Source organism: Bradyrhizobium sp. SYSU BS000235, assembly GCF_049747295.1.
Classification (GTDB): Bacteria; Pseudomonadota; Alphaproteobacteria; order Rhizobiales; family Xanthobacteraceae; genus Afipia.
In genome coordinates this window covers 4,433,966-4,456,689 of record NZ_JBMHJM010000001.1, presented here as the reverse complement: position 1 = coordinate 4,456,689, position 22,724 = coordinate 4,433,966, and the positions used below count along the sequence as shown (strand labels likewise).

21 protein-coding genes and 1 pseudogene are annotated in these 22,724 nt (G+C 60.0%); 9 read left to right on the top strand and 13 right to left on the bottom strand.

All coding sequences use genetic code 11. The features are described 5' to 3' along the window. The first annotated feature begins 80 nt into the window (after positions 1–80). From ACP0KA_RS20855 to ACP0KA_RS20835, 5 genes and pseudogenes are all read left to right on the top strand, one after another. Positions 81–1,865, top strand: a complete 1,785-nt coding sequence (locus tag ACP0KA_RS20855) for an adenylate/guanylate cyclase domain-containing protein (RefSeq protein ID WP_424630630.1) — start codon at positions 81–83, stop codon at positions 1,863–1,865. A gap of 147 nt (positions 1,866–2,012) precedes the next feature. Further along, positions 2,013–2,226 (top strand): annotated as a pseudogene (locus tag ACP0KA_RS20850) (AraC family transcriptional regulator); the annotation flags it as partial. A gap of 260 nt (positions 2,227–2,486) precedes the next feature. After that, entirely contained in the window at positions 2,487–3,317 is an 831-nt protein-coding gene (locus ACP0KA_RS20845) for an alpha/beta fold hydrolase (RefSeq protein WP_424630629.1), read from the top strand. 115 nt (positions 3,318–3,432) lie between these two features. Continuing rightward, positions 3,433–4,638: an NAD(P)/FAD-dependent oxidoreductase gene (locus ACP0KA_RS20840; RefSeq protein WP_424630628.1), complete on the top strand. Its 1,206-nt coding sequence runs from the start codon at positions 3,433–3,435 to the stop codon at positions 4,636–4,638. A gap of 346 nt (positions 4,639–4,984) precedes the next feature. Continuing rightward, the gene (locus ACP0KA_RS20835; RefSeq protein WP_424630627.1) at positions 4,985–6,265 is read left to right on the top strand and encodes a HEAT repeat domain-containing protein; all 1,281 of its coding nucleotides are present in this window, start codon (positions 4,985–4,987) and stop codon (positions 6,263–6,265) included. A 94-nt stretch (positions 6,266–6,359) separates the two neighbouring features. Here ACP0KA_RS20835 and gcvA read toward each other — a convergent pair whose 3' ends face one another. Beyond that, positions 6,360–7,286 carry a transcriptional regulator GcvA gene (gene gcvA / locus ACP0KA_RS20830; protein WP_424630626.1) on the bottom strand — a complete coding sequence of 309 codons (927 nt, stop codon included), beginning with the start codon at positions 7,284–7,286 and terminating at the stop codon, positions 6,360–6,362. Positions 7,287–7,420: 134 nt separating this feature from the next. On the opposite strand from gcvA, the gene ACP0KA_RS20825 reads away from it, so the two are divergent. Beyond that, on the top strand, positions 7,421–8,167 hold the full coding sequence (locus ACP0KA_RS20825) for an SDR family oxidoreductase (protein ID WP_424630625.1): 747 nt from the start codon (positions 7,421–7,423) through the stop codon (positions 8,165–8,167). Positions 8,168–8,258: 91 nt separating this feature from the next. Here ACP0KA_RS20825 and ACP0KA_RS20820 read toward each other — a convergent pair whose 3' ends face one another. From ACP0KA_RS20820 to ACP0KA_RS20800, 5 genes are all read right to left on the bottom strand, one after another. Next, a complete protein-coding gene (locus tag ACP0KA_RS20820; RefSeq protein WP_424630624.1) occupies positions 8,259–9,623 on the bottom strand; it encodes an MFS transporter in 1,365 nt (454 codons plus the stop codon). 86 nt (positions 9,624–9,709) lie between these two features. Next, positions 9,710–10,741, bottom strand: a complete 1,032-nt coding sequence (locus tag ACP0KA_RS20815; protein ID WP_424630623.1) for a 2Fe-2S iron-sulfur cluster-binding protein — start codon at positions 10,739–10,741, stop codon at positions 9,710–9,712. Then, entirely contained in the window at positions 10,738–11,727 is a 990-nt protein-coding gene (locus ACP0KA_RS20810; protein WP_424630622.1) for a PdxA family dehydrogenase, read from the bottom strand. The genes ACP0KA_RS20815 and ACP0KA_RS20810 overlap by 4 nt, the downstream gene beginning before the upstream one ends. Next, positions 11,724–12,194 (bottom strand): aromatic-ring-hydroxylating dioxygenase subunit beta, encoded by a 471-nt coding sequence (locus ACP0KA_RS20805; protein WP_424630621.1) that lies wholly within the window; start codon positions 12,192–12,194, stop codon positions 11,724–11,726. The genes ACP0KA_RS20810 and ACP0KA_RS20805 overlap by 4 nt, the downstream gene beginning before the upstream one ends. 10 nt (positions 12,195–12,204) lie before the next feature. Further along, positions 12,205–13,461 (bottom strand): aromatic ring-hydroxylating dioxygenase subunit alpha, encoded by a 1,257-nt coding sequence (locus ACP0KA_RS20800; RefSeq protein WP_424630620.1) that lies wholly within the window; start codon positions 13,459–13,461, stop codon positions 12,205–12,207. 112 nt (positions 13,462–13,573) lie between these two features. Between ACP0KA_RS20800 and ACP0KA_RS20795 the strand changes: the two genes are divergently transcribed. Then, positions 13,574–14,356: an IclR family transcriptional regulator domain-containing protein gene (locus ACP0KA_RS20795; protein WP_424630619.1), complete on the top strand. Its 783-nt coding sequence runs from the start codon at positions 13,574–13,576 to the stop codon at positions 14,354–14,356. A 30-nt stretch (positions 14,357–14,386) separates the two neighbouring features. On the opposite strand, the gene ACP0KA_RS20790 is transcribed toward ACP0KA_RS20795, so the two are convergent. Beyond that, positions 14,387–15,136 (bottom strand): SDR family NAD(P)-dependent oxidoreductase, encoded by a 750-nt coding sequence (locus tag ACP0KA_RS20790; RefSeq protein ID WP_424631675.1) that lies wholly within the window; start codon positions 15,134–15,136, stop codon positions 14,387–14,389. A 98-nt stretch (positions 15,137–15,234) separates the two neighbouring features. Here ACP0KA_RS20790 and ACP0KA_RS20785 point away from each other — a divergent pair, with 98 nt between their 5' ends. Beyond that, positions 15,235–16,128: a LysR family transcriptional regulator gene (locus ACP0KA_RS20785; protein WP_424630618.1), complete on the top strand. Its 894-nt coding sequence runs from the start codon at positions 15,235–15,237 to the stop codon at positions 16,126–16,128. 44 nt (positions 16,129–16,172) lie between these two features. On the opposite strand, the gene ACP0KA_RS20780 is transcribed toward ACP0KA_RS20785, so the two are convergent. Next, positions 16,173–17,510, bottom strand: a complete 1,338-nt coding sequence (locus tag ACP0KA_RS20780) for a multicopper oxidase family protein (protein ID WP_424630617.1) — start codon at positions 17,508–17,510, stop codon at positions 16,173–16,175. A 245-nt stretch (positions 17,511–17,755) separates the two neighbouring features. On the opposite strand from ACP0KA_RS20780, the gene chrA reads away from it, so the two are divergent. Further along, the gene (chrA, locus tag ACP0KA_RS20775) at positions 17,756–18,997 is read left to right on the top strand and encodes a chromate efflux transporter (protein ID WP_424630616.1); all 1,242 of its coding nucleotides are present in this window, start codon (positions 17,756–17,758) and stop codon (positions 18,995–18,997) included. A gap of 119 nt (positions 18,998–19,116) precedes the next feature. Here the strand turns inward: chrA and ACP0KA_RS20770 are convergent, their stop codons facing one another. The 5 genes from ACP0KA_RS20770 to ACP0KA_RS20750 form a co-directional block, all read right to left on the bottom strand. After that, positions 19,117–19,479: an HdeA/HdeB family chaperone gene (locus ACP0KA_RS20770; protein ID WP_424630615.1), complete on the bottom strand. Its 363-nt coding sequence runs from the start codon at positions 19,477–19,479 to the stop codon at positions 19,117–19,119. Positions 19,480–19,513: 34 nt separating this feature from the next. Further along, positions 19,514–19,948, bottom strand: a complete 435-nt coding sequence (locus ACP0KA_RS20765; RefSeq protein WP_424630614.1) for a hypothetical protein — start codon at positions 19,946–19,948, stop codon at positions 19,514–19,516. A gap of 247 nt (positions 19,949–20,195) precedes the next feature. Next, a complete protein-coding gene (locus tag ACP0KA_RS20760) occupies positions 20,196–20,600 on the bottom strand; it encodes a VOC family protein (protein ID WP_424630613.1) in 405 nt (134 codons plus the stop codon). A 92-nt stretch (positions 20,601–20,692) separates the two neighbouring features. Then, a complete protein-coding gene (locus ACP0KA_RS20755) occupies positions 20,693–21,172 on the bottom strand; it encodes a VOC family protein (RefSeq protein ID WP_424630612.1) in 480 nt (159 codons plus the stop codon). A gap of 126 nt (positions 21,173–21,298) precedes the next feature. Beyond that, on the bottom strand, positions 21,299–22,633 hold the full coding sequence (locus tag ACP0KA_RS20750; RefSeq protein WP_424630611.1) for an MFS transporter: 1,335 nt from the start codon (positions 22,631–22,633) through the stop codon (positions 21,299–21,301). Positions 22,634–22,724 lie beyond the last annotated feature (91 nt).

Genomic DNA, 22,724 nt, shown 5'->3' with positions numbered 1-22,724 from the left:
TGCAGTAAATCGATCGGGCGCCGCCCCATCTTGACGGAAAGTCCTCGTGACCACGACCGCATACGCGATTGGGCATGGGCATGACTGAGTCTAGAAAACTCGCCGTGATACTCGCGACAGACGTCGTCGGGTTCAGTCGGCTGACCGGAGCGGACGAGGATCGCACGCTGGCCAGGCTACGCGCACTTCGAAGCGACCTGATTGATCCGACGATCGCCGTCCATAAGGGACGGGTCGTGAAGTGGACCGGCGACGGCACCATTGTGGAATTTCGAAGTGTCGTCGAAGCCGTCCGCTGCGGAATCGAGATTCAGAGTTCGATGACCGAGCGCAACGCCGGCTTGCCGCCGGAGCGGCGCATTGAGCTTCGCATCGGCATTCATCTCGGCGATGTCGTTGAGGAAAGCGATGGCGACCTGATGGGCGACGGCGTCAATATCGCCGCGCGTCTTGAGGGCGTTGCTCAACCTGGAGCTATATGTCTTTCAGAAGACGCTTACCGGCAGGTGAAGTCGCGACTCGATCTTGCAATCAGCGATCTTGGTGAAACCAAACTCAAGAACATCGCCGAGCCGATGCGCATCTATTCGCTTCAGTTTGGAGGTGCGCCTGCAGGTACGACTGCGTTCAGAGGAACTTCCACACCTGCTGCGCCTGGGTTGTCATTGCCTAACAAGCCATCGATTGCAGTCCTCCCGTTTCAAAATATGAGTGGCGATCCTGAACAGGAGTACTTTGCCGATGGAATAGTCGAAGACATCATCACCGCACTGTCGAGATTCCGTCAGCTTTTTGTGATCGCGCGCAATTCGTCGTTCGTCTACAAAGGGCAAGCTGTAGATGTGGAGCAAGTAAGCCGCGACTTGGGTGTGCGCTACGTCCTCGAGGGAAGTGTGCGCAAGGCGGCGAACCGCATTCGAATAACGGCGCAGCTTATCGATGCCTCAACAAGAGGACATCTCTGGGCAGAGCGCTTTGACGGCGAACTGGAGGATATCTTCGATCTACAGGACCAGGTCACGGCGCGCGTCGTGGGTGAAATCGCACCGAAGCTGGAGCAAGCCGAGATTGAGCGCGCAAAGAGCAAGCCGACCGAAAGCCTCGACGCCTACGACTACTATCTGCGTGGACGGGCAAGCTTGAATCGGGGGACCAGGGACGCGACCGATGAGGCACTGAGCCAATTCTATCAGGCGCTACAGATTGATCCGAATTTTGCGTCAGCTTACGCGATGGCGGCATGGTGTCATTTCTGGCGCAAAGTTAACAGTTGGATGACTGATCGACGACAAGAGATGGCCGAAGGAGCTCGATTGGCTCGTCGAGCCGTCGAACTGGGCGAGGACGATGCCGTCGCGCTCACGCGAAGCGGCCATGCGCTCGGCCACCTCGCTGGCGACCTTGATGGCAGCGTTGCCCTGACCGACAAGGCGCTCGTGCTCAATCCAAATCTGGCGTCTGCCTGGTTTCTCGGCGGCTTCCTGAGAGTTTGGAACGGCGCCTCCGACGACGCTGCGGAATACTTCGAACGCGCGATGCGTTTGAGTCCCCTCGACCCCGAGATGTATCGAATGCAGGCGGGAATGGCGATGGCGCATCTGTTTGCAGGACGCTTCGATACTGCGTCCTCTTTGGCGGAGAAAGCCTTCAGGCATTTGCCCGGCTTCCTGATGGTCGTCGGCGTCCTCGCCGCGAGCCATGCGCTTGCTGGCCGTCAGGACGACGCCCACCGGGCGATGAATCATTTTCGCCAGCTCGACCCCACCCTGCGCCTCCGCAATCTTGCGGATTGGCTCCCAATCCGCCGACCGAAGGATCTCGCGACGCTGGCCGATGGTCTTCGAAAGGCCGGACTCCCAGATTGAGCTGCGAAGTCTGCCAACAGCAGGCACCGTCGCAAGACTCTCAGTGGATCTCGAAGCGAGCATGCTCGATTCGTCCGTAACGGCGGCGAGGACGGGAAGAACCACCCCCGTAAATAGATTGAGTTTCGCTTTGCTGAGCGGCTGCATTTCCATTCTCGCCATGCATTCAAGGAAAGCACCGGCCTTTCGCCGCATAACCGACTGCGCTGTATCCGCTTGAACAAGCGAGGATCATGCTGCGCGATCCCAACAATTCGATCGCGACGGTCGCAGCAAGCCTTCGTCATGATTCGCAGACAACATCTGCCGCATTGCGAAAGCCGGCCGCCCCCTGAGCGATTGGCGGCGTCGCCTTCGTTAACCGCAATTTCTCTTCAATGGCGTCAATCGCTCTGGCGCAGCCGCCGGCCTGTTTCGCTAAACCATCATTGTGCCCATGCCAATGACCTACGGAGACAGAGGATGGTCTGGAACAACTCCATCAGGCTGATTGCGAGGCGATCGAAACGGAGCGCGCTCATAACAGCTTTCATGTACGCGATTTCAGCAACTGTCCGTTTCACTTCGGCGACCGGCGATGAAGCAAATATTCCGACCTATTCCACACAAAGGATTGATGCCATGACCTCCATCACCACTAAAGACGGCGTTCATTTATTTTATAAAGACTGGGGCCCCAAGTCGGCTCAGCCGATCGTCTTTCATCACGGCTGGCCGCTCAGCGGCGACGACTGGGACAACCAGATGCTCTACTTTCTCGGCAAAGGCTATCGTGTGATCGCCCATGATCGCCGCGGCCATGGCCGGTCAACCCAGGTCAGCGACGGTCACGACATGGATCACTACGCTGCCGACGTCGCCGCGATGACCGAGCATCTCGATCTTCGGAACGCGATTCACGTCGGCCATTCCACCGGTGGCGGCGAAGCTGCGCGTTATGTCGCACGTCACGGAAAGGGCCGCGTCGCCAAGCTGGTCCTGATTTCTGCTGTACCGCCTTTGATGCTGAAGACGGCTGCAAATCCCGGTGGCTTGCCCATCGAAGCATTCGACGGCCTGCGCGGCGAACTCGCTTCCAACCGCTCGCAATTCTACTTCGATTTCGCGAGCGGCCCCTTCTTTGGCTTCAACCGGCCGGGCGGCAAGTCATCGCAGGCCGTCATCTGGAATTGGTGGCGCCAGGGCATGATGGGCGGCGCGAAGGCGCACTACGAGTGCATCAAGGCGTTTTCGCAAACGGACTTTACCGAAGACCTGAAGAGCATCGCCGTGCCTACACTGGTGCTACATGGCGATGACGACCAGATCGTTCCTATCGGCGCCTCGGCACCGCTGTCGGCGAAGCTTCTGCAAAACAGCACGCTCAAGATCTACGAGAAACTACCGCACGGCATCTGCACGACCCATGCGGACATCGTCAACTCAGATATCCTGACTTTCATCACAGCCTGAGCGACGTCCGCTTCACCAATCCGCTTCGTCACTGATCATCAAGTGCCTCGCCACTCATCAGGAGCGGCAACGGTGACGTGCGGCCTTTTGAAACTACAAACCCATGGAGAATGACATGAGACTCGTTATTGTAGGTGCCGGTTTCGCCGGGATGTATGCGGCCCTTTCCGCCGCCCGCCTGCGCGACATCGAAGGCGTGTCGCCGGAAGAACTCGAAATCGCGCTGGTCTCTCCCGAGCCGACGCTGGTGATCCGCCCGCGGCTTTATGAACCGAAGCCCGAGACCCTGACAGCACCGTTGAAGGACGTGCTTGACGCGGTCAACGTCGTCTACGTGCAAGGCAGCGTCGAGGACATCGACACCAAGGCGCGTTCAGTGGGGGTCATCAACCCCAAGGGCGAGCGCAAGTCCCTCACTTATCATCGCCTGGTGATCGCGACGGGCAGCCGGCTGTTCCGTCCGAACATTCCGGGCCTCGCGGAATACGGCTTCAGCGTCGACAGTCTCGATGATGCCATCGCCCTCGACCGCCATCTACACAAGCTTGCGACGATGCCCGCCTCAAGCGCCCGCGATACGTTCGTCGTGGCGGGAGCCGGATTCACCGGCATTGAAGCGGCCACCGAACTGCCTTCGCGCCTGCGAACGATTTTCGGCAAGAACGCCAACCCGCGCGTCATCATCGTCGACCGCAACAGCGCCGTCGCCCCGGACATGGGTGAAGGTCCTCGCCCCATCATCGAGGAGGCCCTGCGCAAGCTCGGCGTGGAGACGCGGCTCAGTGCAGGTGTCGCATCGCTGGACAAGTCCGGCATCACGCTGAGCACCGGCGAGCGTATCGACGCCATGACGGTGATCTGGGCGGCAGGCATTCGCGCCAATCCACTGACGACGAAAATTCCAGCCGAGCGTGACAATTTCGACCGGCTGCTCGTCGACAACAGCCTGCGCGTAGCTTCAGTGCCCGGCGTCTTCGCCACCGGCGACGCAGCTCGCGCCGCATGCGATGACATGGGTAACTACGCACTGATGTCGTGCCAGCATGCCACCCGCATGGGCGCCTTCGCCGGCAACAACGCTGCTGCCGAGCTGCTCGGCGTGTCGACGCGGCCCTATCACCAGAAGGCCTACGTCACCTGTCTCGATCTCGGCGAAGCCGGTGCGCTCTTCACCCGCGGCTGGGACCGCAAGGTGGAGATGGTCGGCGACGTTGCGAAGAAGACCAAGCAGGAGATCAACACGGTGTGGATCTATCCGCCGAAGGCCGAGCGCGCCGCAGCGCTCGCCTCCGCCGATCCGGAGCGTGTGACCGACCTGTAAACGCTTTGCGCGACGCGAGCTGCGTCCCGCACAGGAGCGCAGCTCCCACTTCCCTTCGAGATTTGCAACTCCTCGCATCCCGCTCCATGACGCGAGGTGATGCGCCCCGGCGTTTGCCCCCTCAACGCCCGGCACGCAACGACGGCCGGCCCTTCCCCTCGGGGCCGGCCGTCGTGTTTTATGCAGTCAGGAAACGAGCAATGCGGCCGCGTGATTAAGAACGGCTTTGGATCTAACTGCGTCAGAACACAAGCGATGACCATCTGTCATCTGCGCAATTGACCCGGCCAACGGCCCTGCTATCCTAGGTTGAATACAAGCTCATTTACCTGTCTGGGGGAATCTTATGGCTAAGACTCCTGGTGTCGCTGAGCATGGTGAGCCGACGAACCCACCTCTTTCACCAAATTTCATTCTTGCAGGCGCGGCTTTTGGCTTCGCTTTGATCCTTATTGGAATTGGACTTCTCTCGATTGGACGCGGATCGCTGCTATCAGCCTTGATGACATGCGTCGGACTCGGATTGGTTCTGGCATCGTTCGGATCGAATGCAAAAGGTACATGGGCAGGATGGAGCGTGACAGGCGCCGGAGCGATCGCGATCGCTTTATTTCTTGTCCTGCAACACTATCAGCCACCTCCGCCCGCTTATAAGAAAGGTCAGCTTCGCGGCGACCTTTCAAAAATTGCTGACGTTCGCATTGTCGATGAACAGCCGATGTACGGATATCGCGATCGAACAACCTCCTCTATTCGCTTTGTTTTGCTGGACAAAAAGCTCAAGAGCAGCCGGCTCAGTCTTCAGGTCGACACGACGGAGAAGGGCGAAGGACGCGAATTCTTCGAATTAACCGGCGACGCGGACCTTATTCAGAAGCGCTATCTTTCCGAGACGGCCGACGGTGATAAGCAGATTCAGTGGACCTTCGATTACGGCAACAGGGTCGTCAAAGATGGCCACGATGTCATTTTCTCCGAACGCGACAGCTTGGAAGGGGCGCTGAATTCAACTCAGCATGCCGGCATTTTGAACCCGCTCTTGAATGGCAGCTTCTTTCTATCCGTCGCTCGCGCGCAGAGTAGCGGTACAGCTCAGCCGGCTGATGTGAACGACCTCATAGAGAAGTTGAAAAGTGACGATGCGTCCGAGCGCCGGAATGCACGCGACACGTTATCGACGCAGGACTACGCAACGATCGGTCCAATGATGGATGCCTTTAGAATCAATTCATCCAACTACCGAGTCCGGCTTGGCGTACTCTATTCGCTTGACGCAATGATCCGACGCTCTCCGGATCAAAGAACGGAAATTTCGGCTGCGTTGAAAACCGAAGATTTTCCATTGTTAGTGGCAGCGGCCTCGGACGATGACAGAACAATTCGCATGCAAGCGGCGAACTTCCTCTATCTTTTGCAGGACCCTCGCGCGGTCCCTTCAAGCATTGAAGCGGCGCGAGATGCTTCCGATAACAGCAAAGCGACCAATCAAATTCTTATCATTCAACAGTCGACTCAGCAGCTCCCCGCAGACGCCAAGGCAGGCGTCCTCAATCAACTGACCCGCGGCCAAGTTAACAACGATCTCGTTGGTCAATCGGGATGGGCAAGAAAGAAATTGGGATTTTAGCAGGTGGCCGTTCATACGAGTGACGCGTCGGCTGTCATTATTTCATGAGGATGCGGGCGACGAAACCATCTGATTGAACACCCGCCTTGCGCCATTAGCCGACGTTTGCGCCATCTGCTTTTGCCTCCGTGCAAACCCAATCCTTGAACGCCGCGATGCCGGGATCGCTGTCGGCTTTTGGCCGGTGGACGAGATAGTAGGCAAGCTCGCAGTCGACCGCCTCGCCGAAAGGCCGAACGAGGCGCCCCGCCGCCAAATCCAGGGCAACCAACGTCGTCCGGCCCAAGGCCACACCGCTGCCGTTGATCGCCGCCTGGTAGGCCGCGGCGGAGTCGTTGATCTGCAACCCGCGCTCGCAGTTCATATCGGGAAAGCCAGCCGCTTGCAGCCATGTACGCCACGTCGGGAATGTGCTTTCCGACGTCATCGAGCGATCATGAATGAGGGTGTGGTGCTTCAGGTCCTGCGGACCCCGCAGCGGGTTTGCGCCGTCGCGCAAGGCCGGGCTGCACACCGGAAAGAACGCGTCGCGCAATAAGAAAATGGATTCGAGGCCAGACCAGCGGCCACCACCGTAACGAATGCCGACGTCCATTCGCTCGGCAGCGAAGTCGACCAGCCGGCCGCTGGTATCGATCCGCAGGTCGTATAAGGGATGAGCGGTCGCAAAGCGCTCAACGCGGGGCAACAGCCATTTGTCGGCAAAGGCCGGGGGCACTGTGAGACTGAGCGTGACTTGCTCCCGCGACGCCTTCAGGCGCTCGAAGGCGACGGTCAAATGATCGAAGCCAGCCTGGAGTTCAGGCAAGACGGCGAGCGCTGCCTCGGTCAGCACCAGTCGCGCGGGACCAGCCGGTGACCGGTGAAAAAGCTCGACGCCAACGATCGCTTCCAGGCCACGCACGAGGCTTCCCACCGCCGCCGGCGTCACGTTCAGTTCGTCTGCCGCAGCGACGTAGCTTAGGTGGCGCGCTGCGGCTTCAAAAGCGCGAAGCGCGTTTAAGTGATTGGGCGCTCTCATGAATTTCCACGCAAGTTTTTCTACGCCGCCAGCCAAGATCATCTCTGTTGTGGCCGCGCCGGTCAACGATCATGGTGCTGCTCACGGATCGCGCGCTCCGGTTACGAACCCAACCTTCGGACCAGGAGAAGATCATGAAACTGTCGAATAAAATCGTTGTCGTCACAGGTGGAACCTCCGGCATCGGCCTCGAGGCAGCCAAATTGTTTCGAGAAGAAGGTGCCACCGTTATCATCGTCGGGCAAAATACGGCGCGATTGCAGGCGGCCGCAAATCAACTCGGCGACATCGTAATCGCGCTGCGTGGCGATGTGAGCAAGCCCGCCGAGGTTGAAAGCATCGTCAATCAAATCCGCGAAAAGTTCGGCCGTATCGACGTCCTGTTCGCCAATGCCGGGATGGGCCTGGCTTCGCCCTTGGAGGCCGTCACCGAGGATCAAATCGACACGCAGTTCGACGTGAATTTCAAGGGCGTCTTCTTCACTGTGCAAAAAGCGGCTCCTTTGTTGGCCAAAGGCGGCAGCATCGTTGTGACGACATCGTTCTTGAACGAAGTCGGCGCACCCGGCCTTTCCATTCTCTCCGCCACGAAGGCGGCCGTTCGTTCGCTGGTGCGGTCATTGGGCGCAGAACTTGCACCGCAGGGCATTCGCGTGAATGCAGTAAGTCCCGGGCCGATCAGCACGCCGTTCCACGGCAAGCTCGGCCTGTCCGAGCAACAGCTGAACGAAGCGGCCTCGACCATCGAGGATCAGGTTCCGCTGCATCGTTTCGGAGAGGCCCGGGAAATTGCCAAGGCGGCTCTCTTTCTCGCGAGCGACGATGCCTCCTTCATGACCGGATCGGAACTGGTCGTCGATGGCGGGATCTCGCAACTTTGATTGTCTCGGTACAACGCAACAACGGCGGCCAGGGAGCGGCCGCCGTTGTCGTTCTCAACCAACCGCTGGAGTAAGTGGCGAAGTCCCTACCTCACCCCTCGCCTTTCGCGGCTTTGCCCCCATACAGGAATCCGAGCAGAGCAATGAGCAATCCGGCCAGCAGCATCGGAATTCCGGCCACGTAGAGAATATTCTGCGGGCTGAGGTGATACGCGAGCAAAGCGCCGATCAGCAGCGGGCCACCGATGCCGCCAAGCCGGCCGACGCCGAGCGCCCAGCCCACGCCGGTGGATCTGATCGACGTCGGATAATAAATCGCCGCCAGCGCGATGACGCTCTTCTGTCCGCCGCTGATGCAAAAGCCGGCGCAGAATGCAGCCGTGACCATCATCCAGCTCGGCTTGTCGATCGAATAACCGAACAGCAGAACGAACACGACGCCGGCGAGATAGACCGTTGCCAACGAGCCATAAGGCCCGATGCGATCCATCGCGGGGCCAATGGCGAACGCGGCGACGATACCGCCGACGGTTGTCATGGTCGTGGCAAGCGCCACCATGCCGAGAGGATGGCCGACATTGGTCAGCATCGACGGCAGCCAGCTCTGCAGGGCGTAGAACTCGGCCAGGTTGAGCATGAAGACGACCCAGATCACCAGCGTTCCAGCCGCGCGCCCGGAGGAGAACAGGCTTCCCACCGCGCTGCGCTTCTCGGCCACGTCCGTGACGAACTGCGACGGCCCCTGCACCGGCAACGCGCCGTCCACACGACGCACCACGCGCCAGACGTCATCCGGCTTGGCCTTTGTGCGGATCAGGAAGTCCATCGACTCCGGCAAGAACATCAGCGCCAGGATCCCGACGACCATGGGCGCAGCGGCGCCGATCCACAGCATCGACCGCCAGCCATATGCAGGGATTGCCCAGGCCGCGACCGCACCGGCCGCGACGAAGCCGAGCGAAAATCCGCAATAGATCGCCAGCACGAAGGTCGCGCGCAAACGCGCGGGGCTGAACTCGGTCGTCAATGCGATAGCGCTCGGCACCACTGAGCCAAGCGCGATGCCCGTGATGAAGCGCAACACCATCAATTCAGTCACATTGTTCACAAAGACTGTCGCAAACGTCAGCAGCGCGAAAGCAAACGTCGAGATGACCACAAGCTTGCGATGACCGAGACGATCCGACAAAGGAGCGACAAGGAGATAACCGACCATTAACCCGGTCAGCGCCGAGGAAAAAATCGGCCCGAGAAGCTGCCGCGTGAGCCCCCACTCCTTTGCGATCGACGGCGCCATGTAGCTGATGGCCTGGGTATCGAAGCCATCGAGAAACATGACGAGAGCACACAGCAAAACAATTCCATACTGCGTGATGCCGGTGCGACGCGAATTAATGAAGGATGGAACGTCAAAGGCAGCCTCGGTACTACTCATTTCCTCACCTCTGTTGGCCAAATTATTTTGGTCCGACTTGATTTTTTGAACTTTGAAACAGCGCGGCGATCACGTCGCGCTGCAGGCACGGACAACGTGCGGGAATATCAGTCGACGGCTTGCAGAACTTGCACCGGCGTTGTGTCGGACGATCCGCTCGGAATGAACGCATCGGCGTAAAAGTGATCACCCGGCAAGCCGCAACGCGTCTGGAATGCATCGCGCGCGGCTTCGATCATCATCGGATTGCCGCAGGCATAGACGTGCCGATCGGACAGATCAGGCAGATCTTCGAGCACCGCGGCGTGAACCAGCCCCCGGCGGCCTTGCCACCCCGCGTCCGCGTCAGACAGCACCGGGATGAACGTGAACCATGGATAACGCTTCGCCCATTTTGCGCAGGTTTCCGCGAGATAAAGATCGGCCTCGCTGCGTCCGCCCCAATAGAAGCGCACCTCGCGATTGAGCCGCCGCCGGATCATGTCATCGAGCATCGATTTCAACGGTGCGAAGCCGGTCCCGGTGGCGACGAACACGTAACGCGCCTGATCCTCCTCGCGCAGGTGGAAATCGCCGAACGGCACCTCGACCTCGAGCTTGTCATCGAGCTGCAAGGAGGCCAGCACTTTTTCGGAGAACGCGCCGCCAGGCACATGGCGGATGTGCAACTGCACGCCGTCACTCTCCTGCGGCGCATTGGCCATCGAGAAGCTGCGCTCATCGCCGTCCGGCGTGCGGATGCGCAGATACTGTCCGGCCTTGAACTTGGCACGGATACTGGCCGGGAAGCGCAATTGCAGGATCGCGACATCATCGGCCGGTCGGGACATACGGAACACCCGGGCCTGGATTTTCTTCCGCGCCAACGGATCGTGACGCGAGATGCGCCGCGGCCGGATGGTGAGATCGCTCTTGGCGGTGGCCGTACAGAACAGCACTTTACCGGCCGGCCCCGTCATTTCCTTGGAGCGCTGCTTGACATCGCCTTTGCTGAGAAAGCCCTCGCAGGAGGCGCAGACGCCCTTCCTGCAGGAATACGGCATCGTGTAGCCTGCACGCTCGGCCGCAACCAGAATGGTCTCGCCGTCATTGCAGGTGAAGCTGATATCGGCGTCTTCGACCGCGATTGTGTGCGTCATGCCGTTTCCTTGAATTGATTGGCGCCTGCGACGAGCTGGATGCAGCGCAAGACCGGCATGGGATCGGCAATGCCCTTCCCTGCAATGTCGAAGGCACTGCCATGGCCGACGCTCGAAAACATCAGGCCGGCACCGATCGACATCGCCGCCGAATTGCGCCCCGCGAGCAGCTTGATCGGGATATGTCCCTGATCGTGATACATCGCCACGAACGCATCGAAGCCTTGCTGGCCGAGCATCAGATCGGCCCCCACCGGCCCCTCGATATCGAGGCCCTCTGCCTTCAGCCGCGCAACTAACGGCGTAACGATGCGGTCGTCATCATCGCCAAAGAGACCACCCTCGCCTGCGTGGGGATTGATGCCGAAGACGCCGAGCCGGGGACGCGCAATGCCTTGATGTTTCAAGGCGTCGATCGCGGTCCGGATGGCGCGTTCGATCAGCGTCGGCGTGATCCGCTCAAGCGCACCTGCAAGCCGCTCATGCAGAGTCACGTGCACGATGCGCAAGCCGGCGCCGACCAGCATGAGGAACACTTCGTCCTCCGGCACCTTCTTCAGTTGTGCCAGCAGACTTGGATAGCCGGAAAACTTGATACCGGCGGCATTCACATTGGTCTCGGAGTGCGGACACGCCACGATGCTGTGGGCCCGCCCTTGCTTCATCAGGTCGAGCGCCGCCTCGACATAGGCAACGGTGGCGCGGCCGCCTTCGGCGCGACCCTGCCCCGGCGTGAAAGCTGCGGCGTCAAGCGCTGCAACGGGATGATAAAGCAGCACATGTTCACCACCGGCCGCGTGGGTCTGCGTCAGCGTGCGGCCGGGTGCGAATTTGTCCGTGTAGAAGCGGATGACATGTTCATCGCCCACCAGAATCGGGGATGAGCCAGGCTGTGCCTCCGCGCACAGCACCGCGGCCTTCACGGCAATTTCAGGGCCGATGCCATTGGGATCGCCAATGGTCAGCGCGACGGCTTTCGATGTCATAACGGCAGCGCCAGCAGCGTGTCGATCCGTGAACTGTCGCACACCACTGTGCGTTCGTTCAGTTGCGCTGCGCCGTCTACGATCTCATAGGTGTCGAAATAGCGGCCGGTGGCGTAGATCGAGGTGTCGCCATCTTGCAGAATGCGCGCCACCATGAATGGCGTTTCGCTCGTCACCTTTGCGCCATCTTCCGACAGGATCGATGGCAAGCCGAGGATGTGGCGATAGGTCTGCCGCTCATAGATGTTGGCTTCCCGCAGCGCGGAGACGCGATCGGTCAGCATGCCGCGCGAATTGGCGAACACGATGCCAGCCTCGAGCCCGTCGCGGTAGTTCGACGCGGTCGTGATCTTGTAAAGACACGGACCGTGAAACAGGCTCGGCCACTCCTCGAGACGGTCGTCATCGATGCAGCGTGCGTAATCGGCCTGCGCCTTGGTGATGTATTGCAGAGAATTCCCGTACATGGCGCTGTCCTTAGATTCCCATGTTGGCGCGATACGCCTTCCAGAAGCCGCGCACCGACGCCTCGGTCACCCTGCTCTCGCTGCTATTGGCTTCGGCGCCGCCCATTTCGAGCACCGCCTGATCCTCGCTGGCGCCGGCAATGCCGCGCTGCACGAAACCGCCGACGCAGCCATCTTCCATCGAGATATAACCGGCGGGGCCGACCAGATTGGCCTGCTTGAGGCGCGTCAGGCGTTGCTCCGGCGTGTCGTCGGCAAAGCCGAGATACGTCCAGTTCAGATCGGTTTTGTCGACCGCGCGTGGCACGATCTGGCGCACGGCGATGGCGTTCTGGATCTGCTGCAGCACGAAGGTCGGAAACACCGACAGGATCTGCAGCGTACAGCCGTCATTGTATTCGTCGAAGCTTTCCAGCAGGGTCGGATCGGCCAGCTTGTACTCGCTCTCGGAGCGCAGCTGCTGCTTGGCGTAATCGACATCCTTCACCGCCTCGGGATCGATGGCCGAATAGCTGACGTGATGTCCGCCGCTTTCGTCGACGATGATGCCGCCCTTCATCGATAGCCGGTTCAATTCGAACGTCGTGAAGAACAGATGCAGGATGCTCGCGTGGTAAGAGTCCTTGACGTTCTCCATATAGAGCTTCCAGTTGTTCGGAAGCACCTGGGTGAAGCGCCCGAGCACCACAGCCTTGCGGCCGCCGAGCACGCGCTCGATGCGGTTCAGGATCTCTTCCCCGAGATATTCCTCGATCGGCGGCACGTCCTCGGAGAATGAGCCGAAGATCAGGCCGTGAACGATGGCGATGCGCAGCTTGCGCGGCCCGTGCTGCTCCATCTTGAAGCTATCGGGCATGCCGCCCTTGCCCTTGATGCCGTCCTTGAAGGCGACGCCGGTCAGGTTGCCCTGCGGGTCGTAATTCCAGGCGTGGTACACGCAGCTGAAATCCTTGCGATGCTTGCCGCGATTTTCCAGGCAGATCAGCGCGCCGCGATGGGCGCAGCGATTTTCGAATGCGTAGATTTCGTTGTCGGTGTCGCGGGTGACGATCACCGGCGTATCGCCGATGTTTGTGGTGAGAAAATCGCCGGCCTCGGCGAGTTCAACTTCCAGCGCGAGATAGTGCCAGTTCGGGCCCTGGAACAGTTTGCGCTGCTCTTCTGCGTAAACCGACTGATCCTGAAACACCCAGTACGGAACGCGGGTAAGCCCTTCTGGCCAAGGAGCCGGATTCGCTGCTTCTGGCGGCAAAACGATCTTATTCATCGGCGCTCCCTTACGCTTGACTTGAATTCGGATATGTTCGAATATCGAACATGTATCTGATTTTCGAACACTTTGAGCCGTTCTAAATCGGCTGTCAAGGCGAGCTCCGCGCATGACGATCGCAGAATCCAAAGAGAAGAAGCAGGAAGGAATGGCGGGGCTCGCGAAGGGCCTTGCGATTATTGAGGCCTTCTCGGTGCATCCGGTGATGAGTGTCGCGGATGCTGCGCGAGCGTCAGGCGCCACCCGCGCGGCAGCGCGCCGCTGTCTTCTCACCCTGGTCGACTTGAACTACCTGGAATTGTCGGGACGCGACTTCCGCCCGCTGCCACGGCTGCGCCGGTTGGGCGGCATGATGTCCGAGCGCGATAAACTCGCGCATATCGCGCAGCCGCTGCTGGAGCGCGCCCGCGACGAAGTGACGGAATCCATTTCGCTCGCAGTCCTCGACGATGATCAATCGCTGTTCATTGCGCGCGCGCAAGCCGAGCACTACGTCCAGACCGGCGTTCGGGTCGGCGCTACCCTGCCGCTCTATGCTTCCGCGACAGGTCGGGTTCTGCTCAGCCGGCAAACCGATGACGAGATCGCACGGCGGCTGAGCCGTTATCCGATGGTCGCGCGTTCACCACGAACCTTGACCGCGATCGCGGATATTCTGTCCGCCATCAGAACCGCTGCCAAGAACGGCTACGCCATCAGCGATGAGGAGCTTGCGCCGGGCATCAGGGCCATGGCCGTCCCGGTGTTCGGAGCCAACGGCGACATCATTGCCGCCGTCAGCGTGAGCGCGGCATCCGCCCGCGTCAAAGTCAACGATCTGCGCAAGCGCCTGCTGCCTGTGTTGCTCAACTGCGCAAACCAGATCTCGCAGCCGCTGAAGGAGCTGCGCTAAGGCGCAACACCTCTCAGCGGTTTGACCGTCTCACGTCAGCGCAATACCGCCATCGACGGGAATATTGGCACCGGTGACAAAGCTGCTGGCATCGGAGGCCAGGAACAGTGCCGCGCGCGCCAGTTCTTCAGCACGGCCGAGCCGCCCGAGCGGAATGGCTTTTGCCAGTTCTGCATCGAACGAAGCCCTCACCTCTTTGGTTACGCCCATCTTGCCGATGATCGGAGTATCAACCGGTCCCGGACTGAGCACATTGACCCGGATGCCGCGCTCTTTGAATTCCAGCGCCCAGCTTCTTGCAAACGCCTCGATCGCCGCTTTAGTACCGGCATAGACGGCGTGGTTTTCCAGCACTTTCTGACTGGCGATCGAACTGGTGAGGATAATCGATCCGCCATCACGCAACAGCGGCGCGATCTTCTGCACACCGAAGAAGACGCCGCGTGCATTGGTCGCGAACTGCGCGTCGAATTCCTCGACACCGACCTGGCTCGAATGTGTGGTGACGATCATGCCGGCATTGGCGAAATAAATGTCCAGCGCGCCAAGCCGTTCCCGCACCTCCCTCGCAACATGATCATGATGCGCGAGGTCCGCGACATCGCCACGGAGTGCAAGGGCGTTATGGCCGATCTCTGCGACTGCCGCGTCCAGGTTTTCTTGTCGTCGTCCGGTGATGATGACTTGCGCGCCGTTCTCCGCGAACAGCTTTGCCGCCGCGAGCCCGATGCCGCTGTTGCCGCCCGTGACCAGAGCCGTTTTGCCGTTGAGGACACCCATGATGTCTGCCTTTCCTGAATGATCGACAGCCATATACGCTCGACAAATCAGCACATAAGATCGTATTTTGGCATATGATTTGTGCCGGGATGTCTTGAATGACAATCATCTCAGACAAGATGGCGGGATTGGTCGCGTTCGTCGCCACGGTGGAGACGGGCTCTTTCAGTGCGGCCTCCGAACGGCTTGGCACGACGCCCTCCGCCATATCGAAGAGCGTCGCCAGGCTTGAGCAGCGCTTGGGCGCCAAACTGTTTAGACGATCGACACGATCGCTCACCCTGACAGTTGAGGGCACGGCATATTACGAACGCGCAGTGCCTCTGCTTCGCGGCCTGGACGATGCGGAAGACGCCGTCCGCCCCGCGTCCACAGCGCGTGGCAAGTTACGAGTCACGATGCCAAGCGAGGTCGGGCGTTTATTGATGAACGCTCTGACCAACGGCTTCATGTCGCGACATCCCGAGATCCAGTTGGACATCGGAATGACCGATCGCTCCGTTGACCTCATCCGCGAGGGATTTGACCTGGCGTTGCGCGCGGGAAAGCTTTCGGACAGCGACCTCACTGTCCGAACGCTCGGAGAACTGCCGATAGCCTTGGTCGCCTCGCCGGAGCACTTAAAGCGCAACGGAACACCTCGCACGATCGAGGACCTGAGCCGCGCAACGCATGTTCGCTACATGCTCGGCGGCCAACCGTTACCGATCCGATTCATGGACGGCTCGATCGTTGCGCCCGAAGGCCGCCTTGATCTCGACAGCGGCTTTGCGCTGCGGGCGGCGGCGCTTAACGGTGTCGGCATCGCCTACCTTCTGCGCTGCACGGTCGACGCGGACATCAAGGCCAAACGCCTGAAGGTTGTGCTGCCCCAACGCGAGCTTGAGCGCGTGCCCTTGCATTTCCTCCACGCGTTCGGCCGCACACCACCGCTCCGCGCGCGGCTGTTCATGGATTTCGTGGCAACGGAGATTGCGCCGTATCTGGTGTGAACGATGCGGATTCATGAGGAGCGACCCAACTACGCTGAAGACAATCACGCATACACGATCAATCCCGCGAAGCCTTCGTCCATGTGATCCTGATGATGGCAGTGAAAGAGTGTCGGCCCGGGATCGTCGGCCACGAAATCAACTTCGGCCGTTGAGAAGCGCGGCATGTTGAGGGTGTCTTTGATGACGCCGGAGGTCGGCTTGTCGCCGATCTTCGTGATCTCGAAGGAGTGACGGTGCAGATGCACCGGATGGTCGTCGCCGCTGTTATTGTTCAGCAGAAGACGATAACGCTTGCCCTTGGTCACCGCGAACAGAGGATTGGTATCGGGCCAGGATTTACCGTTGATGGTCCAGCGATTGTAGCCGCCGCGTCCGCCCGCAATCTTTTGGAATAAGAGACTGATCGTCTCGTCAGGATCCGGAATTGGCAGCGGAGGCTCGCCGAAGATGGTGTAATCCCATTTGGTATTCGCGGGCGCTGACCACACCGGCTCGCCGCTGCGGTTGGCATATTCGACAACCACGCCCATCCCCATGTTGCGATCTCCGTCATCTGTCGCGCCGAACACCCACACCCCGGGATTGTTCATCTCCACAATGACGTCGGCCCGCTCCGCAACATCGAGCTCCAGCACATCGACGGACGCCGGTGTCGGGACCGGATTGCCGTCGAGCGCCAGCACCTTGAAGCGGTGTCCCGGCAGCGCAAGCGAGATGCCCATGTTGCCGCTGGCGTTGAGCAGGCGAAACAACACGCGCTCCCCTTCCCGCACCCGGATCGGCTCGCCGTGGCCGAGCATGCGATCGCTCAAGGTCGCCGCGCGATACATCACTTCGAGACCGTTATCCGGCGGCGGCCCTTTTTTGATATCCTGCATGCTGACCCAATGGCCGTCCCAGTGATGCGCGGCGAGCAGCACTTCGCGATCGTAGCTGCCGGGATCTCCGGCGGCAGGCTCGACGATAAGAAAGCCAAACTCGCCCGAATAGGTGCTCTTGGTGAGATCGGTCATCGCCATGGCATGGCTGTGATACCAGCGTGTCCCGGTCGGCTTCGGGATGTACGAATAGATCAACGATTTTCCCGGCGCGATGATCGGCGAGCCTTCTTCCGTCGATCCATCCTGCTCCGAGGGAATAAACAGGCCGTGCGAATGGATCAGGTTGGCGTAGCCTGAATCATTAGTCACCTCGATCCGGACAGGCCGGCCCTCCTTCATGCGGAGCACAGGGCCGGGAACGATCCCGTTGTAGGCCGTAGTCTTGATCACCTTACCTGGCGCAATCTCGATGGAGGTCGGCGCGATCCTAATCTTGTGGTCGACCGTCTCCTTCGGCACTGGTTGCGCGCGAACGATGGGGAGCGTTCGCGCAGCCACAACAGACACTGCTCCGGCCTGCGCGCCGCGAAGGAGCCCTCTGCGACTGATGAGAGAATGCGTTCTTTTGTCCGGCTGATCGAGCTCCACCATCGCGCTCCGTCTGCAGCCCTCGCGCTAATCTGCATCAATTGGCGCTGTGCTGACAGACGGACAGAAGAGCTGCACAAACAAAACAATTTGATGTTGAGCTATGACGCTTTATCGGGAACCGGTAATGATAAAGTCCCTGATTGGAAGCTCACATGAACACCGAAGACACCGAGGCCGAGTTGAACGCTGTATCCGACCAGCGCGCCATTCGTCCGAAATCGGCGGCGGAGGTGCTTCTGGTCTTTCTCAAGCTCGGGTTGACCTCCTTCGGCGGCCCGATCGCACACATCGGCTACTTCCGCGAAGAGTTCGTTGTGCGCCGGAAATGGATCGACGAACACGCCTTTGCGGACCTCGTCGGGCTGTGCCAATTCCTGCCGGGCCCTGCCAGCAGCCAGGTCGGGTTTTCGATTGGACTTTCACGTGCCGGTTATCTTGGCGCGTTCGCGGCGTGGGCGGGCTTTACCCTGCCTTCAGCAGCGCTTCTCGTCTTGTTCGCCTTTGGCGCCGGAGCACTGAGCGGCCCGGTTGGCGCAGGATTGCTGCACGGACTGAAGCTGACAGCGGTGGCCATCGTGGCCCAAGCGGTCTGGGGCATGGCGCGCACTCTCACGCCGGATCGAACGCGCGCATCGATCGCGCTGGTGGCAGCTTTGATCCTGCTTTTTAGCACATCGTCGGCGGCTCAGATCGGGGCAATTGTGCTGGGTGGAATTTGTGGTCTCTGGCTCTGTCGCAGCGAGGCCGCGGCGCCGTCCGGACATGTGGATATGCCGGTGTCGCGCAAGGCCGGCCTCGTCGCGCTCGGTGCCTTCTTCGTTTTGTTGGCAGGACTTCCCGTGCTGCGCGGTGTCACCGGATCGTCCGGCATGGCGTTGTTCGACGCCTTCTATCGATCCGGCGCGCTGGTCTTCGGCGGCGGGCACGTGGTGCTGCCGCTGTTGCGCGAAGCCTTCGTCGCGCCTGGCTGGCTCAGCGATGATGCCTTCCTTGCAGGGTATGGCGCTGCTCAGGCCGTACCCGGCCCTCTTTTCACATTTGCAGCCTACCTCGGGACCGTCGTCCAACCGCAGCCGCACGGGCTGGCAGGCGCGGTGTTGGGACTCATCGGCATCTTCCTGCCGGGAATCCTCATCCTGCTTGGCGTTCTGCCATTCTGGGATTCATTCCGACGACGTGCAGGCGCGCAGGCGATGATGCGGGGCGTCAACGCCGCGGTCGTGGGGATACTCGGCGCGGCGCTTTATGATCCGGTCTGGACCACGACCATCCACGCGCCGAAGGATTTCGGCATCGCGCTGGTGGGATTCGTTTTGCTGATCGTCTGGCGCGCCCCTCCGCTGCTCGTCGTTGCCTTCAGCGCCGCGGCCGGAACAGCGATGGCGCTCGTTTAGCGGCAGCTTTAATGAACGGCCGAGGCGCACCGCGCGCGCAAGACTGATAGCCTTGATATCAACGATATCGGCGGACGAAGATGTCCGCCGTCTATCGAGTCAGCCAAGCACCAGGCGCCCTACTTTTCTGATTTCTTCGTCTTGATGCCTTTTTGTGCCCTGTGTTCCTTGAAGACGACATCAATGGCTTGAATGATCTTCTTGTCTTTATTTGCCTGGCAATACTCGATGATCTGATGCTCCAGGTCTTTGGCACGCTCCACGTTCATCATGTGTTTCTTCGCGAGCCCGTTATACCACCCGCTATACCAAGCCGTCAGATGATCGGCATCCTCCTGATATGTGTTGGCAAGCTGGGCACATGTGAGAGTCTGAACATCGATGTAACCGTCGCGATTTGCGTAGGTCTTCAATTCAACCTGGGCTTGGGATGGCGTCGCGGCTGCGATCGCGAGTGCTACGGAAGCTAAAAGTAGTTTCATAGGCGGCCTCCTTTCTGACAAAGGAAACATTCAGCTACTTCAGTCGGATCGTGACACCGCCCGTAGCGGCGGAGAGCTCCGCTCCCACTTTGGGGCCACTCAACTGCAAAATCACGCCGTTGGCGTTCTGGAGCTGAACGCCTCCGGCCCCGGCGACAACCGCGCCGCCAGCGCCTAGAATGCCATAGCTTCCTTCGATCGATCGGGGAGACGTGACATTGAGTGCACGACCCGTCAGCTTTGTGGTCGACGCCCCGATCGTGAAGCCCACACTCATTCCAGATACGGTGAAGGGATATCGCTTGCCATGAAGCGTCAGAACGCCCTCGCCGCCTCCAATGCCGAGGATCAGCCCCCCTTTGGTGAAGACGACAGCGACGGAGCCCGTATCTGCGTAAGCGCGATCAAGATTGCCCTGCGTGAGTGCTACCGCCGCCAACGCAATTGCATACAGGGAAGGGGTTTTCATCAACGATCTCCATCGGTTGCGCACCAGAGCCGGCAAGCGGCGCATGGTGCTTCGGGGGTCAATTGGAATCTGCCCGCCTAGCAGTGCCCGGGCTGACCGCAGGAACCTTTGACAGAGATCAACAAAACGGGAGGAGACGCCGCTCTGTTGCAAGGCGGTCGATGGGCTTGGAGCTTCAATATCGTGGTCGTTCGCTCTCTCTGGGAGACGTCGACAAAGCTGGTGCCGCGTTGAGAGATCACGCCGCTCAATCGCTGAGATAACAGCCAGCTTCCACGTTGTTGCCGTCCAGGTCGATCAGGAACGCACAGTAGAACGGTGCGCGGCGAATGCCGGGAGCACCATTATCGCGCGCGCCATGTTGCAAGCCCGCTTCATGAAAACGATCGACTGCTTCGCGCGACGAAGCAGCAAAGCAAAGATGAAGAGGACTGGAGGAAGCCGTTGCCGTTTCAGACCAGAAGGTTGGCCTTCCCTCAGCGATGACAAAAAACGGCGACTGCGGCTTCCCGGTTGAGAGAACGACCCAGGCAGAATCCACCGCGAGCCGATGCTTCTCCACGATGCGGATGCCAAGCGGCGCGAGCATGTGCGCGTAAAGCCTCGCACTCGCCTTCAAGTCTTTCGCGACAATACCGATGTGGTCGAACATGTTTATCCAGGTCTTGGCGAGAGCGCGTCTCTTCCTGAACCGCAAGGCGGTTGGTGGCTCGCGTGTTGATCACGCGGGCCAACTAAGAGACATCACCCCCGCCGCGCGGCTTCGATCTTCGCGACGTCGATCTTCTTCATGGTCATCATGGCTTCGAACGCGCGCTTGGCTTCCGCACCGCCGGCCGCCATTGCGTCGGTCAGCACGCGCGGCGTGATCTGCCAAGACAGGCCCCATTTGTCCTTGCACCAGCCGCACGCGCTCTCCTGCCCGCCATTGCCGACGATGGCATTCCAGTACCGATCGGTTTCTTCCTGAGTGTCGGTGGCGATCTGAAACGAGAACGCTTCGCTGTGCTTGAACACGGGCCCGCCGTTGAGACCGATGCAAGGGATTCCGGCGACCGTGAATTCCACCGTCAGCACCTGACCTGCTTTACCGCCGGGAAAATCGCTTGGCGCACGATGAACGGCCTTCACGGCACTGTCGGAAAAGGTCTCTGCATAGAAGCGCGCCGCGGCTTCGGCGTCGTTGTCGTACCAGATGCAAATCGTGTTCTTAGGTGCGGTCATTGCGTGTCCTTCCTCATTTCCGGACGCAACCTAACCTGCTTTTCCCGTGTTCAGAAGTGGCCGTTTCATGACGACGGCCGGCTCGCATTTGGAACCGGCCGGCGCGAGTTTTGATGCACACCTTAACTAGGCAGTGGCTGGCTCTTCGCTGCGCACGGGCTGCGCGCCCTTCTCTAGCACAAGCACCGTGAACGCTGCAGCTGCAGGCAATATCGCAAGCACGAGAAGGCCCATCACCGTGCTGCCCGTCGTCTCCTTGATCCAGCCGATCAGATATGGCCCGCCAAATCCGGACAAGCTGCCGATCGAATTGATCAGGGCAATTCCCCCGGCTGCCGCCACGCCGGTGAGATAAGCTGTCGGCAACGTCCAGAACAATCCGAAGGCTGCGAAGCCGCCGATGCTGGCGAAGATCAAAGCCGCCATCGTCAGCACCAGATTGCTGGCATAGGCTGATGCCACAAGGGCCGCCGCAGTGAGAAAGAGCGGCAGCACCACGTGCCAGACGCGCTCCTTCGCCTTGTCCGAACGTCGGCCCCACAACAGCATCGCAAGCGTGCCGAACGCGAACGGCACCGCACTGACGAAGCCGATCTGGATATTGGTGAGCCCAAAGCCTTTGACGATCTGCGGCAGCCAGAATTGGATTCCATAAAGCCCTGCCAGCAATCCAAAATAGACGAAACCCAGTGCGAGCACCTTTGGCGAACTCAGTGCCTCACGCAAGGTCAATGCATTCACACCGTGCTTCGTCCTCCGTTCATCAGCGAGCTCTGTTTCGAGCCAGGTCTTCTGGTCGGATGACAGCCAACGGGCACTTGCGGGTTTGTCGGTGAGATAGAAGAAAGCCACGAGGCCGAGCAGCACCGGCATGATACCCTCGACAATGAACAACCACTGCCAGCCCTTGAAACCGCCAATGTTGTGCATCTCGAGCAGAAAGCCGCACAGCGGGCCACCCAGCACGGCGGACAGCGGCGCACCGACGATGAACGCAGACATGACGCGCGCGCGGTACTTCTCCGGGTACCAGTAGGTCAGGTAAAGAATAATGCCGGGAAAAAATCCGGCCTCGGCGACACCGAGCAGAAAGCGAACGGTATAGAAGCCGTAAGGTCCTGTCACGAATGCGGTCGCGGCTGAGATGAGGCCCCACGTGACCATGATGCGCGCGATCCAGCGCCGCGCGCCGAAGCGATGAAGCGCAATATTGCTCGGCACTTCGAGCAGAAAATAGCCGATGAAGAAGATGCCCGCGCCCCACGCATACACCAGCGGCGTGAAGCCGAGATCGGCATTCATGGTCAAGGCCGCGAAGCTCACATTCACCCGATCGAGCACGCAGGTGAAATAAGCCACAATGAGAAATGGCAACAGTCGCGATGACACTGCGCGAATGGTCGATTTTTCGATGTCACTTGCGGCAAGGTCGGGCATGGAATCGACAGCTTTCTGACTCATATTTCTTCCCCGTGATGTTGATGGTTGACCGGGCGGATGACCTCCGCCTCTTCGCGTATCCTTTCGTGAAGGCGCCCGTTCGCAGCCGGAC